Source organism: Sphingobium sp. TKS (genome assembly GCF_001563265.1).
Classification (GTDB): Bacteria; Pseudomonadota; Alphaproteobacteria; order Sphingomonadales; family Sphingomonadaceae; genus Sphingobium.
Genome location: NZ_CP005084.1, coordinates 797,597 through 811,749 on the forward strand (window position 1 = coordinate 797,597; position 14,153 = coordinate 811,749).

At 60.3% G+C, this 14,153-nt stretch carries 14 protein-coding genes and 1 pseudogene; 9 read left to right on the forward strand and 6 right to left on the reverse strand.

Translation table 11 applies throughout. From position 1 onward, the window contains the following. Positions 1–14 precede the first annotated feature (14 nt). Both K426_RS24450 and K426_RS24455 read left to right on the forward strand, forming a co-directional pair. Positions 15–2,609 carry a TonB-dependent receptor gene (locus K426_RS24450; protein WP_066563246.1) on the forward strand — a complete coding sequence of 865 codons (2,595 nt, stop codon included), beginning with the start codon at positions 15–17 and terminating at the stop codon, positions 2,607–2,609. After that, positions 2,606–4,804: an Atxe2 family lasso peptide isopeptidase gene (locus K426_RS24455; protein ID WP_066563248.1), complete on the forward strand. Its 2,199-nt coding sequence runs from the start codon at positions 2,606–2,608 to the stop codon at positions 4,802–4,804. The genes K426_RS24450 and K426_RS24455 overlap by 4 nt, the downstream gene beginning before the upstream one ends. A 14-nt stretch (positions 4,805–4,818) precedes the next feature. Here the strand turns inward: K426_RS24455 and K426_RS32675 are convergent. The 6 genes and pseudogenes from K426_RS32675 to K426_RS24475 form a co-directional block, all read right to left on the reverse strand. Then, positions 4,819–6,480 (reverse strand): annotated as a pseudogene (locus K426_RS32675) (asparagine synthase-related protein); the annotation flags it as partial. Continuing rightward, positions 6,480–7,142 (reverse strand): lasso peptide biosynthesis B2 protein, encoded by a 663-nt coding sequence (locus K426_RS24460; protein WP_066563250.1) that lies wholly within the window; start codon positions 7,140–7,142, stop codon positions 6,480–6,482. The gene K426_RS24460 and the pseudogene K426_RS32675, both read right to left, overlap by 1 nt. Before the next feature lie 60 nt (positions 7,143–7,202). Then, entirely contained in the window at positions 7,203–7,337 is a 135-nt protein-coding gene (locus tag K426_RS31535) for a benenodin family lasso peptide (RefSeq protein ID WP_140404536.1), read from the reverse strand. Between the two features lie 165 nt (positions 7,338–7,502). Continuing rightward, positions 7,503–8,138, reverse strand: a complete 636-nt coding sequence (locus K426_RS24465) for a GntR family transcriptional regulator (protein ID WP_082749158.1) — start codon at positions 8,136–8,138, stop codon at positions 7,503–7,505. A 5-nt stretch (positions 8,139–8,143) separates the two neighbouring features. Continuing rightward, positions 8,144–8,563 carry a helix-turn-helix domain-containing protein gene (locus tag K426_RS24470; RefSeq protein ID WP_066563261.1) on the reverse strand — a complete coding sequence of 140 codons (420 nt, stop codon included), beginning with the start codon at positions 8,561–8,563 and terminating at the stop codon, positions 8,144–8,146. A gap of 149 nt (positions 8,564–8,712) precedes the next feature. Then, entirely contained in the window at positions 8,713–9,168 is a 456-nt protein-coding gene (locus tag K426_RS24475; RefSeq protein ID WP_082749159.1) for a hypothetical protein, read from the reverse strand. Between the two features lie 259 nt (positions 9,169–9,427). Between K426_RS24475 and K426_RS24480 the strand changes: the two genes are divergently transcribed. The 7 genes from K426_RS24480 to K426_RS24510 all read left to right on the forward strand — a co-directional run bounded on the left by K426_RS24480 (position 9,428) and on the right by K426_RS24510 (position 14,125). After that, positions 9,428–9,697, forward strand: coding sequence for a hypothetical protein (locus K426_RS24480; RefSeq protein WP_066563266.1), 270 nt, complete (start codon positions 9,428–9,430; stop codon positions 9,695–9,697). Positions 9,698–9,705: 8 nt separating this feature from the next. Next, positions 9,706–10,488: a DsbC family protein gene (locus tag K426_RS24485; RefSeq protein ID WP_082749197.1), complete on the forward strand. Its 783-nt coding sequence runs from the start codon at positions 9,706–9,708 to the stop codon at positions 10,486–10,488. 178 nt (positions 10,489–10,666) lie between these two features. Then, on the forward strand, positions 10,667–10,984 hold the full coding sequence (locus K426_RS24490) for a hypothetical protein (protein ID WP_066563974.1): 318 nt from the start codon (positions 10,667–10,669) through the stop codon (positions 10,982–10,984). Between the two features lie 121 nt (positions 10,985–11,105). Continuing rightward, complete coding sequence (locus K426_RS24495; protein WP_066563270.1) at positions 11,106–11,372, forward strand: type IV conjugative transfer system protein TraL; 267 nt, start codon at positions 11,106–11,108, stop codon at positions 11,370–11,372. A gap of 11 nt (positions 11,373–11,383) precedes the next feature. After that, a complete protein-coding gene (locus K426_RS24500) occupies positions 11,384–12,022 on the forward strand; it encodes a TraE/TraK family type IV conjugative transfer system protein (RefSeq protein ID WP_066563273.1) in 639 nt (212 codons plus the stop codon). Beyond that, on the forward strand, positions 12,006–12,773 hold the full coding sequence (locus K426_RS24505; protein WP_066563279.1) for a type-F conjugative transfer system secretin TraK: 768 nt from the start codon (positions 12,006–12,008) through the stop codon (positions 12,771–12,773). Before K426_RS24500 ends, K426_RS24505 begins: the two co-directional genes overlap by 17 nt. Continuing rightward, the gene (locus tag K426_RS24510) at positions 12,770–14,125 is read left to right on the forward strand and encodes a TraB/VirB10 family protein (RefSeq protein ID WP_082749160.1); all 1,356 of its coding nucleotides are present in this window, start codon (positions 12,770–12,772) and stop codon (positions 14,123–14,125) included. The genes K426_RS24505 and K426_RS24510 overlap by 4 nt, the downstream gene beginning before the upstream one ends. Positions 14,126–14,153 lie beyond the last annotated feature (28 nt).

Genomic DNA, 14,153 nt, shown 5'->3' on the forward strand with positions numbered 1-14,153 from the left:
ATGGGGGAAGCATCATGGGTTTCGGCAAGACGGGATTTCTGATTGGCGCAGCGACCGCCCTGGTCGCGATAAGTCCGCATGTCCTGGCTCAGGACAGCGAAAAGCGATCCTATGATCTTCCGGCGCAGGATCTGAAATATGCGCTTCGTGCCGTTGCCCGCAAGGACGGCTATCAACTGATAGCGGATTCAAGAGCACTTCGGGGCAAGCAGGCAAAAGCCCTCAAGGGCGCCTATACAGTCAGCGAGGCTGTCAGCCTCCTTGTCGAGGGCAGCGACCTCATAGCGGAAGTCCGCAACGGTTCGATCTTCGTTCGGGGGCGAGGCGAACCATCGCGGGAGGCGATAAACGGCACGGCGGAAAATAATATCATCGTCACCGGGTCGCGCATTCGCGGTGGCGCAAGCGCGTCGCCCGTGATGACCAGGACACAGGATGATATTCGCACAGCCGGACTTTCCAATCTCGGCGATTTCGCCCGCAGCCTGCCTCAAAGCTTTGCCGGCGGGCAAAATCCCGGGGTCACGGTCGGCGTGGGAGGTATCAGTAACGAGAATGTAAGCTCCGCTTCCAGCCTCAATCTTCGCGGACTTGGTCCCGATGCCACGCTGACACTACTGAATGGCCGACGCATCGCCTATAATGGCGTGGCGCAGGCCATCGATATTTCCTCCATTCCCCTGGGCGCGGTCGATCGCGTGGAAATCATCACCGATGGTGCTTCTGCCGTTTACGGTTCGGACGCGGTCGCTGGCGTCGCCAATATCATCCTCAAGCGCAGCTATGATGGAATGGAGGCATCCGCCCGATTGGGCGCGGCAACCGATGGCGGCGACGAGCAGCAGCAATATAGCGTGGTGGCGGGAAAGACCGGACGCAATCTCGGCTTCATGTTCACCTATAGCTATGACCGCAGCACGGCCATAAAGGCCGGCGACCGTTCATTCACCAACAACGCCTTTCCCAACACGACCATTCTCCCGGCCATGAGACAGCATAGCATAGTGGCGACCGGATATTGGGAACCCACCGACCACCTCACCATCAGCACCGACGCGCTTTTCAGCAATCGTCATTCCATCACCATTCAGCCGCTTATCAGCAACGATTATCGGGATCGAGGATATCGCCGGACACCGCGGAACCAATCCTGGTCAATATCCCCAAAAATAGAATGGAAGCTGCCCGCCGACTGGCTCGCCACATTCATGGGTACCGCAGCACAGGACAAGCTTGAAATCAACTCGCGCCTCTACACAGCAGGTCTGCTGAATTTCGCCTCGGTCGGCAGCTATACCAACAAGTCCCGCATATTGGAGATGAACCTGGAGGGCGCACTCGTCGATCTGCCGGCTGGCGACTTGCGACTCGCCCTCGGTGGCGGCTACCGATCGAACAGGCTGATCGCCGATCTCCAGACGGAAAGAGCGACCGGGACAACGCCTACGGTACAATTTTCAAAAAATCGCAGCAGCTATTACCTCTTTGGCGAAGCCGCCATTCCGATCGTGGCGCCAGAGCAGGACATTGATTTCATTCATGCGCTGTCTCTCAGCGCCGCAGCGCGCTATGAAAGCTATTCGGGCGGAATGGGGCATGTCACGACGCCCAAATTGGGACTCGTCTACGCCCCGTCGAAAGATATCAATCTCAAATTTTCATGGGGCCGCTCGTTCAAGACACCGACGCTCTACCAACAGTTTCTCGATTATACGGCGCAGTTGGTGCCGATCAGTGATTTTGGCGGCAGTGCCTACCCCGCTTCAGCTACGGCGCTCTACATCTCTGGTGGCAATGCTGATCTCAGGCCCGAGCGGGCCACCACAATGGCCGCGACGTTTGAGATACATCCGGCCGCGCTGCCTGGGCTTAAGATGAGCACAAGCCTCTTCCACATCCGTTACAAGAACAGGATCGCCACGCCGATCGCCTCGACGACCGGTCTATTGTCCAACCCCGCCTATCAGTCCCTGGTCAACCTTAGTCCCACCGAGGCACTCATCGAAGCTTTCATATCGGGATCTCCCACAGGTCTTACGAACCTCACCGACGCGCCTTTCAATATCGACAATGTGGCGGCTATCGTCGACAGCCGATACGTCAATATCGCCCAGCAGACAGCGAAAGGGATCGATCTCGACATAAGCTATTCTGTCAGATTGGCCGCTGGGGATATGATCCATCTGACGGGAAATCTGACCTATCTCGAGAGCCGCCGGAAAGTCACTCCCGTATCCGCCGCGGTCGATACGGCCGGCACCTTGTTTTTCCCGCCGCATTGGCGCGCGCGAGGGGGCGCGGACTGGTCTCATGGCGGTTTCAGCCTGGGGATATTCGGCAATTATATCGGCGGAATCAAGGATCAACGGCTGATGGCCGCCTCATCGATCGACGGCATGACCACCGTCGACATGTCCGCGCGATACCGCACCTCCGATGACAGCGGTATCCTCAACGGAATCGAAATCAGCGCTGCAGCACTCAATATCTTCAACGACAAGCCGGATCGGATCCAGACGACAGCTCGCTACTATCCGACCTTCGACTCCACCAACTATTCCGCAATGGGGCGCTTCATCAGCCTAACGGTGACGAAGAGGTTTCAATGATCCGCGCGATCAAGGGTCTGACGCTTTCGACAGCAGCGCTGGCCTTTGCCGCCGGCACGCCCGCCCTTGCCGACGTGCCGGCGGATTGCAGCGATCTGAAACCGGATGCCGTCTCCCACGAAACAGACACCCAGCAGGCGATCACGCCAGAGAAGCTGCTTCGACTGCGGGATGTAGGACTGCCCGCCGCCGCGGCCGTCTCCAGGCACGGGGCGATAACCGTTTCGCCAAACGGGAAATTGGTCGCCTTTCAAATCCGTCGCGTCGATCGGACGGCGAGTGCCTATTGCCTCGGCATGTTCGTCACAGCCCTCAACGGCGCGCATAGACTGATCGCGATGGACAGAGGCGGCGAACTCATCCGGATGACGATCGAGCGGACCGGCATTACCCGTTTCCCCACTGGGGTACCCCAGCTCATCACGCCACATTGGTCGCCCGATAGTCGCTGGATTGCCTATCTCAAACGCATCAATGGCGTGACACAGATATGGCGCGCCCGGGCAGACGGCCAAGGCGCCGAGCAGCTTTCCTCTTCGCTGGACGACATAGAGGATCTGGGGTGGTCGCCCGATGGAACGACGATCATTTTCGCGAGCCGGCCGGATTATCGCAAGATCCAGCAGCAGATCGACGAAGAGGGCGAGGCCGGCTTTCATTATGATGCCCGGTTCGTTCCCAAGGCAAGCCCCCGGCCCTTTCCTTATGCCCCCATCGATCGCGCCTATCTTGCAATCGATGTCGTATCCAGGGCGGCCCGTCCCGCCACGCACGAGGAAATCAATCTGCTGCAACTGCAGAACGACAGAGCAAAACCGGTCGGCGCCAATCTCTTCGCGCACGGCCCAGGCGGCGCACGCGCCTGGACCGCCATTCGGCCATCGAGCGGCTACATGCCCCAATTTGATCTCCATGTCGTGCTTGCATCGGGAGAGCAGTTCAATTGCCGCTTTGACACTTGCGAGGGCATCGTAGGCCTATGGTGGCCAGTGGGCGGCTCGAGCCTCCTTTTCCTGCGCCGGGAAGGCTGGGGTAACAGCCAGCTCGGTCTGTACCGATGGAAACCAGGCCCTGCCAGGAGACCGGTTAGGCTGTTCGTGACAGACGATATGTTGGCAAGCTGCGAACTGGTGGGTGAGCAGCTGCTATGCCTTCATGAAGCCTCCAACCAGCCGAGCCGGCTTGTGTTCGCCGGTCTTGACGGGCATCTGGAGCCGGTGGTCGACCTCAATCCGGAGTTCAGGGCGTTGACGTTCGGACCCACCCGCCGCCTGAAATGGCGCAATGCCTTTGGCGTCCAAACCTTCGGCGATCTCGTCTTGCCGCCCGACTATGACGGGAAGCGACGGCTCCCCCTCATCATCGTCCAATATGACAGTCGCGGATTCCTGCGCGGCGGCACGGGCGACGAATATCCGATCCAGCCGCTCGCAGCGCGCGGTTTTGCGGTATTGAGTTTCGAACGACCGCGCTTCACCGGGTTCGCTCGCCCCGCGAAGGATGGTGATGAATTGTTCCGGCATAATCTGGAGGGATGGTCGGATTTGCGCAGTGTCCTCTCATCGCTCGAAACCATCACCGATCAGCTTGTCACGCAAGGGATTGCCGATCCCGCGAGAGTGGGCATTGCTGGCCTCAGCGACGGCACAAGGAACATCCAATATGCGTTGGTCAACAGCGACAGGTTCGCGGCAGCTTCCGTCAGCAGTTCCTTCGAGGAGCCGGGCACCTTCCTGCCTCTCGCCGGCCCGGCCGGTGCGAACAGCTATGTCGCGTCCGGCTATCCCCGGATGGAGGAGATGGCACCGGATTTCTGGAATTGCTATTCGCTGGTAAGGAATGCCGCGCGTCTTCGCACGCCGGTCCTCATGCAGCTTTCCGATGATGAATATCTGGGGGCACTGGAACCTCTCGCCGCCTTGCAAGACAAGGGCATTCCCAGCGCGCTCTACGTCTTTCCTGGCGAGCATCATGTCAAATGGCAACCGCGCCATCGTCTCGCCGTCTATTACAGGAATATCGCCTGGTTCGAACATTGGTTGATGCCGGATCATCCCTCTTCGCTTGCCGCCAAATGGCTACCAGCCGACATCGCGCCATCGACTGTGCTTTCTCGCGCGAGGGGAGACGTCGCCGCACCGGTCCAATGCCGGGCCCAGGCCTCCGCATCCGCGAGCGCCAGCAGGCGCAGATAGTCATCATCGCGCTGCGGCCCCTCATAGGCCAGATAGGCCGACACCGCTTCGCGATCGATCACATGATGCTCCGCCAGCAGACCATCCAGCAGCATGTCCCGATATTGGCTTCGGTAGGTATCGAGCAGTTCAATACAAAAAGCGGACGGACCGCCCTTCCGGACCCGGCGCATATTATCATCGCCAAGAATCTGGCGATAGGCCTGGCGGGCAACCGCTCGGTTGATCCCGCCCGAAATCCAGAGCCAGCTGGGAATGGAAAGGCAGAATTCGACAATGGGCTGAGACAATAGCGGACAGACCAGTTCCAGTTCATCGTCCCGCGCATAGCCCTCGGTGAACCGCTGCACCCGCGTCGCCCATATACCATGGATGATGCGGCCACGAGCAAGACCCGCCGGCGCATCAAACCAGGGATGCGCGTCGAACATTTCCCGGCTCGCATCGCGCGCGACCAGGAATCGGTCTTCTATCTTCATGGCGATGGCCGCCGGCGAACTACCCCTCTTGCGGCGGAGGGCGGACAGCACCTGCGGAATGCTGCTGTCGGTCATGCGGCAAACATCGGCGAGGGTTTGTAGCAGGCCGCCGCGAGCGCCCCGCGTTTCCCAACGGTCCAGAATTGGCGTCACATTCTGCATGAAGCAGAATACCGCATCACCGCCATTCCCACGAAACAGGGTCTTGCTTCCCACAGCGCGCGCAAGCTCAAGGAGGATATGGTCATAGCTCTGGAGAAAGGGTTCGCCCGTGGGCCGCGCCTGATGCGCGGCGCTGGGACGCGCCGGATCGACATGCCGGGCAGCATAGAGTGCGCTGTCGAAGGGCAAGCCAAGCCTCAGGCATACCCCGCGCGCATAGCTACGTTCATCGCCATCGGGGTGACTGGTCGCAATGCTGATACCATGGGCGCCAAATTCGACCTCGCGCAGTGCCGCGGCGATGATCGATGAATCGAGTCCCCCAGAGACACCGATCAAGATAGGGCTTGCCGTGGATCGGCCCAAAGCTTTGATGCATTTTTCGGTGATGTCCCGCAAGCGAAGCGCCGCCTGATCCAGGCCCCCTTCAAATCTGCGGGCGGCATGCTTCCATGGTGACCATAGCGATGTTTCCGTCGCCATCGCTCCCTGCCAATCCAGCACGAATCCCGGCAGCAATTCCCTTGCACCGACCAATGCCGTCGAGGGGGATCGCTGATTGGGATATCGGAACTGATGGAGAATATAGTCATAATTGACCGCGGCGCGCAACAAGCCTGCGGCAACGAGCAATCCGACATCCGATGCCGCCGCGTGGCAGCCGTCCCGGCTCACATGGTAGCAGGGCAAGCCGCCTGAAGGATCGCGCAGGATCTGTGCGCCTTCGTTTCCATGCTTCACCGCGACATATTGCCCCCATCCCTGCTCGAGCAGATCGGACAGAGGGGCCGTTCGCTCATTGCCATCGGTCCATTTCGCGAGGTCCATCGGCCGGAAGTCAGTTTGCGAAAAAATGCGCCCGATGCCGATGAGGTTCACCCCTTCGACAATCTGCACAGGCGTGTCGTTCGACAGGAAGAGCATGAGTTGGTCGGATTGCCAGGCAAGCTTCAGTCCCCGGCGACCGACAGACGCGGCAATGGTACGCCGCCGGTCCGAACAATCGATGCTGGCGATGAGATAGCGCGCCGCCATCACAGGCTCACTATCGGACTGAACGTCCGAATCCGCTCAACCCGATCGTTCAGAAGGAGATCCCCTCGCTGGACCCAGGCATGAGCGGAAAATGGGCTGGCCGTAACGCCAAGCACGAGCGAGGCAGCAATATTGCGACGGCGCAGCAGTCTTGCAAGGGCAAGAGACCGAACGAGGCATTGGTCCGCCCCGGTCATGATAAAAGCCGATTGCGCGAAAGCCCATCCCAGGCGGTTCGCGATTTCACCAGCCCTCAGAGGTTCACAGGCCTTCACCGGCGATGCGGCGACCTCCTTTGCGAGGCAATGCATGCCATGATGCCGCAAGTCCCGGCAAGCCTGCCACTGCGACCAGGCCACGCGCGCGGTCAAATAGCTGCTTGCTCGTTGGGGTCGCTCGTCGAGAAGGGATCTGATCGGCATTATGGGTACTGCGCGAAGGGATTCCTCCGCGGCTTTCTCCGATGGCTCGATTAGCCGGGCATCTCGCAGCCGCTGCACCTCGCGCAGGTTGATGGAGCCGTTCTCTCCCCGAACGATAGTACGAAATGCCCGATTCCAGGTCGAAGGAATCGTGAAATACCGGCCAGACGACACATCCAGAAAGATGATATGCTGACCAAGATCAGAAAAATGCAAATTCTCTCGCAAAGCGTAAGTCATCGCCACCTCGGATCGTGATGGGAGGGCACGCATAGCCTATGTGTGCCCTCCCGGGTCGGATCACTCGTCCAATATACCCATGCCGGTCAGGGGCGACTGGTCCACATCGCGCGCCTTGCCCTCGATCCCCTTGGTCTGCTCGACAGCCGATCCGAGGTCGATCAGCGCTTCATTCCGTTCGAAGTCACGTTCCATGATTGCTTCCTTCAGATACCGCTTGATTGCGGCCTGATGATTTTAGGGCAGGATGAAGAAACGGCCGACCATATACGTTCCCAATTTGACAACATATATGCTGGACATTGCAGAGTGATTGTGATTCTCGCCACGATAATAGCTGAATGATACGGATTTCCGTTCTCATTCTATGAATCCATTCTTCATCATGGCCGAAAAAATCGTCTCTACGTTCAACAAACGTCGGCGATGATAATGCCAAAGGGCCGTTCTGATGGAATGTTTGTTCCTCGAACGCACGAGATTCCATAGGGATTCCAACTCGGAAAGACACCGCGGCAGCACATTTTCATGGATCCGAATCAAGTGCAGCCGCGCTTCCAGGGCAAGGACAGCGTGGAGATGTTCCGGATTATGCGAACATGCCGCCAATGACGCGAAGAGCTCATCAGCCAGGTTCGCCAGATGATGATGTTCATCGCTTGTCTTACCTTGATCATAGACCGGAAACTCGCCGATCTCGATGGGGTCATTGATAGCGCGAACAATGATACGAAGAAGATCGCCGTGCCAGGCATAAAAACAGCTTATGCGGTCATGCGTGAGAGGAGGAACGGCAAATCCCCCTCCGCCTTGCATCTCGAGAAGACGTTCGCCGACCATGCGCAATATTGCGTCGCGTACCGGAGAGACACTGGTTCCAGCGCTATCAGCAATCTGGCTCAGTATAAGAACTGCTCCTGGGCGCAATTCTCCTACCATGATTTGCCGCTTCAATTCGCGATAGACGCGATCGGCCGTAACAGCATCGGGCGACATGGCGCTCAGGCCTCCCTGTCGATGCCCTCATCCGTAAGTGGAATCGGGATTGAACGGAGGAATGGTTTCAGACGATAGCTCGCAATAAACTCGATGCATCCAGCCTCCAGTTCATGCATGTCCTCATCGAAAATCTGTCGTGGAAAGTGCATCTGATGCTCCAGAAACAACATTGGCAAGAGGAGATGCGATGCCGACAATCCAAGACCGTGCGCGCACCGCAAATGGTCGTCGAGCCGGGACTTGGGACTTCCCGATTCGACTTCCCGGAGCCAGCGTTCACCCATCCCAACCTGGGCTGCCAGCTGCTTCTGCGTCATGCGCTTGTCCCGCCGCCTTTCCTCGATGCGGCGGCCCGAGATCTGTTTGACCTCGGCTAGAATAGCGGCGCGGCTACCCGGCCGCCTGCTCTGAGTCGACATCATCAGGTTCTCCCTGAATGTTCCTCAAAGCTTCCATGCACATTCCGACTGTTTCAACTTGTTGTGTGAAACCCTCGGTGCGTCAAATATTATCGTTCTCATTTTGGGAGCAATTACCGTCAGGCTCTTCGATGACCAAAGCCTGATCCTGCTCACTTATCTGCCAGAAGATCGCTCATTCGGCTATACGCCGCTCGCAGGGTCTTGTCCTCGCTGGCGGCCATGAGCGCGATACAGGCTGCATAAAGGGCGTTCTTTGTTGGCCGATCGCCAAGATGATCCGATCTTTCCAGGCGATCGCTGATCTTGCCCGCGATTCGCTGCAATCGATCGGACGCCCCGACAAAATGCTCCCTTTTCCCGATCAGCCGTCGCAAATGGGGGAGTTCGAGTTCGGCAGCAATCTCCGATGCATCCGACGCTTCCGCGATCAATATGGCTACATACAGTGTCGAGCCATAGGAAATCAGGCTGTTCGCGAGTTTTGCCAGACGTGCATGGCAAACCAGGAAGAGATCGGTGCCCTCAGGCGAAAGGCATAGTTTGTACGTTCTCGATTGGCGTTCTGTCATGATGTCTCCCTCATCCGATTCGAGGTTGGTACTCATGATGATGACGACCCGAACGGAGAATAAAGCCGATTTTTGACAAGGAAAGCGGCATTTATATGCCGCTTCCGGAAGATGAATGCCGCAATCGGCACAACAGTGCCCTGCCCCTTGCGCGCCTTTTCAAGCTGTGAACAACTCGTCTCACGGTCGATGACTGGGAAGCATGTTCCGGCAATTTGTACAGAGCTTCCGCCCACCGATCCCGCCCTCAAAAAAAGGCGTCCGAGAGGATTTGCCGCTTGCCTGGAGTACCGTCATGGTCCAATCTCCGCCTGTCCTTGGCGCCTGCCTGAGCCTGGCGCTCGCCGCAAACCCGGCGAGCGCAAAACCACTCCGCTTGGCTTCGACGGATCTGCCCGACCGACTGCGCATCATTCAGGCGAGCGACGCATTCCAGATCGTTGCCCTCCCAGCTGCCGAACCGGCATTCACGCCGCCCGGCAGCGCAATGGCCGTCGGCAGCAGCATCCGCATCGATGCCGATATTGCTCGCGCGATCACGCAGAACAGCGGAGGCACGCAATGAGCCGCCGGATGAGTTTCTCACAGGCGGCCGGCGCGGCCCTGCTCCTAGGCGTCAGCATCGGCGGCGCCCAAGCCCAGGCAAAGCCCGACGATGTGCAGCTGCTGCAAAAAGCGGCGCAGGACGCCGAGCAGAAGCTCCGCCAGAGCTTCACCAACCTTCAGTTCGAGGGGTTCGAGCCAGCGCCGGTCAAGGGGCCGATCTACCAGGCAAGCGCGGGCAGCCGCATGCTCTATTATGCTCCGGAGAGCGAGCATATCCTTTTCGCGACGGTCTATGACCGCAACGGCGTCAATGTGACGGCGCTGGCCCAGGATGCGCGAGCGCAGCGGCAGCTTGCCGCGATCGATCCCAAACAGGCGCTGGAGATTGGCCCAAAGGACGCGCCTTCGGTGATCGAATTCACCGATCCCGATTGTCCCTATTGCCGCGCGCTCGATCGCTTCTGGACGGCCAAGGCAGCGGAAGGAAAGCCCGTGCGGCGCCTTGTCTATTTCGTCTCAGGCATCCACCCCGAGGCCGCGACCAAGGCGGAACATATCCTCTGCGCGCCCGACAGGGAGGCCAGCTTCAAGGCCCTCTATGCCGGCGCGAAGCCCCCTGCCCTGCTGACATGCCCGGAAGGTCGCGCCAAGGTGGAAGCCGACGCGGCACTGGTGAAAAAGGTGGGCGTCAGCGGTACGCCGACCCTCATCGTGGGCGGCAAGATCATCTCGGGTTTCGACCAGGCGGAGATCGAGGCGTTTCTCGGACAAGCCTATGCGGCGAAGGCGTCCACCCATGCGCAGCGCTAACCCTTCCCCTTATCTGGCGGCTGCCTGGACCGCGCGGCGTCCCGCGTGGACCATGCGGAACGGAATGCCGGCGATCGCGGCCCTCAGGAGCCGTCCGACACGATCATCGGCAGCCTACGAGGTCCCTCGCCGGCACATATCCCAAGCGGACGGCTCCTTCTTGCACATGGAGTATGACATGATCAAAGCCCTTGGACGACGCAGCCTTTCCGCTGCCGACTATTCGATCGCCGCTCTCCTGGCCATATTTGCGGCCACGGGGATCGCCCATGCTTTCACGGCGCCCGCCGCCGGCGACCTTGGCTACGACATTTACGACATCGTCGTGAACCAGGGCGTCAAGGGACCGCTGGGCTTTGTCGGCGGCGTCGCGGCCTTCCTGTTCGGCGTCTCGCGCCTCTTTTCCAACATCATGATCGGCATCCCGACGATCGTGGCGGCGGTCTGCCTCATCAAGGCGGATTCGATCCTCCAGACCTTCGGCATGACCATCTGAACTGATCGGCGCGGGTCGCCACACTCTCACGCAACCCACGCCCCCGAGCCTGGAAGCCAATGATGGCTCCCGGGAAACCCCGAGCTCATGCCGGGGAGATGAAGCAGGAGGAGAAGGGACAATGGACGAACGCCTGCCCCAGTATCTGCATCGGCCGGTCCAGATCCTATGGTTCGGATCGGACGAGTTCATCCTGGTGGTCTCGACCATCTTCGTCGCCGTCATCGTCGGCGGGCTGATCGGATGGGCGCTCATCCTTGCCCTTCTCCTTTTCATCCCCTGGAAGCGCAGCAAACCCCGCGGCTTTCTGCCGCATCTCGCCTGGCGCTGGGGCCTGCTTGGCTTTCGCCATTATCCGGGTCCGACCCAGACCCGCTTTTATGAGTGAGGCTTAAAGCCATGTCGCTCTTCCCAAACCGAACTGGCCGCGAGGTCGATCCACTCCTTGGCAAACCGCCAAGCTTCGGCATTCACCGCTATCTCCAGGGCTCCTCCAATCTCTTCGAGGAGAACCGCCTGCTCAAATTCGCGATTGTGGGCCTGTTCGGCATCACGGCGGTGCTGGGCGCGGTGGTCTATTCGACCGACCAGAACCGGCGCACCGTGGTCGTGCCCTTTGGCACGGGCGGCGATCTCTATGTGACGGGCTCGAAACCCTCGACGGACTATCTGCGCACCATGACGCGCAACATCGTCGCGCTCTCGGGCACCTATTCCGCCTATTCGGCAGATCCGCAGTTCCAGGAGCTGCTCTCGATCGTCCATCCGAACGCCTATAACAGTATGCGCGACAGCCTCAACGCAGTGCTGGACGAGCTTTCCAAAAACCCGACCCTGTCGATCGCCACCTATATCCGTCCCGACCAGCCGGTCAGCTGGACCGACAGGGACATCATCGTTCCGGTCGAGAAGGTCCGCATCATCGGCGGCGTGATCCGCAAATTCCGGGGCACGCTGCGCATCGGCTACGGCGTCGAGAACGGCCGCTTCTGGATCACCCGCCTTTCGGAGGAAAAATTCGATGCCGAGCTTCGGTAAACCCCTGCGCGCGTCCGCCGCCCTGCTGGCCATGATCGCGTCGGCGCCGGTCTTCGCCCAGTCCATCGTCGCGCTGCCCGATCAGACCAGCACGATCCGGCTGTCGAACCGCGACGTCAATCATGTGATCTGTACAGGCGGCGAGATCGAGGACGTCAAATTCTCGGCGGAAAAGGCGATCGCGGTCGAGAAGGGCGGCGCGGACGCCTGGATCAAATTCTTGGTGAAGGAAGTCGATGACGCCGGTGCCGTCACGCGCAGCTATGTGACCGCGCCGTCCGAATTCTTCATTTCCTGCAATGGCGCCATCTATCCGCTCTATACCGAGCCCTCGGACATTCCCGCCCAGACCGTCACCCTGGTGCCGGGCAGCGCGCAGCGCGCCAAGGCCAATGACGAATTGCTGGGGCCGCTGGTCGAGGAGGAGCGCGCCGTCTCGATCACGCTCGCTATGCTCCAGGACCGTATCCCGGCGAGCTTCACCGCCGTCGCGCCCAAGGCCGAGCGGGTCGTGCTGCCCTCCCTTCCCGCCGCGCGAATCATCGAACGCCGACGGGTCGAGATAGAGGGTTCCGGTCTTTCGGCATCGGAATATCGGGTCGAAGCGGACGCGGACCTCGGCCTTGATGAGCGGCTGTTCCTCGACCGCGCCTTTGGTGCCCGCGTCTTTGCGGTCAGCGCCGATCGTCTTTCGCTCAAAGCCGGAGAGACCGCCCGCCTCATCATCGTACGGCGGGGAGCAAACCAATGAACGAGAAGAAGCAAGGCGGGAAAGAAACCCCGCAGGATCTTGGCGCCCCGATCAAAGGCTTTTCTCGCCCCCCGAAAGATCAAAATGAGGCCAGGGACGGAAAGCAAGGGCAAGCAAAGGATCAGGGCGCCGTTCGCGGCCCGACCCTGCTCGACCTGAAAACCCACTGGCGCGCCATGTCGGCAAGACAGAAACTGCGCGCCAAGCAGGTGGGCGTGGGAGCAGCGGTCGCGATCCTGGGCTATGGTCTCTACACAGCGTCCAGCGGTTCCTCCGACGACAAGCCCGATCTGCCCGCAGCCTCGAAGCTGGACATGGGCGCGGGCCTGCGCGGTGATAGTCTGGAAACCAAGCTGCGCGGTGACCTGCAAAAGGTGCTCGACGGCCAATCCCTGCTGGGCGATCGCATCACCGCGATCGAGGAGGGCAAGGTCATGCCCGGCAGCAAGGTCGGCGGCACGTCGACCGATGGTGGCGATCTGCCGTCGGCCATGACGGGCACATTGCCGGCCTTCCCGCCGCCACCCAGCGACGCGGAGCTGGACAGCGCGATGGGGTCGATCCCGCCGCCTGTACCGCCGGTCGCTCCGGCCGCGCCGCCCGCGCCCCCAGTCGAGAAGACCGTCGGTTCGATTGGCGCTGCCACCAGCGCCATCATCCCCGCCGCAAACAAGGAGGGCGCCGGGTCCGGCAACGGAAAAAAGTCGCGGACCATCTATTTACCGCCTGGTTTCATGAAGGCACGGCTCCTGACCGGGATCGACGCACTGGCCAGCCGGGACGCGACCTCGAACCCGGAACCGCTGATCGCCCGCGTGCAGGCCCCCGCCGTGCTGCCCAATGATGTGAAAGCCAATCTTGCCGGCTGCTTTGTCATCGGCAATGCCACCGGCAGCCTCGCCAAGGAACGGGTCGAGGTCCAGCTGGTGTCGCTCTCCTGCGTCGATTTCGACGAGCGGTCCGTCGTCGATCAGCCCATCAAGGGCTTCTTCGTCGACACCGATGGAAAGAAGGGGCTTTCGGGCAAGGTCGTGACCCGCGCCGGCGCGGCGCTGGCCCGATCCTTCATCGCCGGGACCGTGAGCGGCTTTACCAGTTCAGTCGAAAACAGCTTCGGGGACCTCTCCACCTCCGCCCTGGGTTCGGTCCGCACGCTCGATGCGACCGATGCCGCAAAGAGCGGCATTGCCGGCGGCCTTTCCAAATCCTCCGACAAGCTCACCGATTTCTATCTCGACCTTGCGCGCCAGGCTGGCCCCATCGTCGAGGTCGGCGCCGCCAAGGAGGTGGTGGTGGTCATCCAGGAGGGCGTGACCCTCGACATCAAACCCAGCGCAGGGAGCAAATTCTGATGGCATATCGTCTTTTGAGGGGCATTCG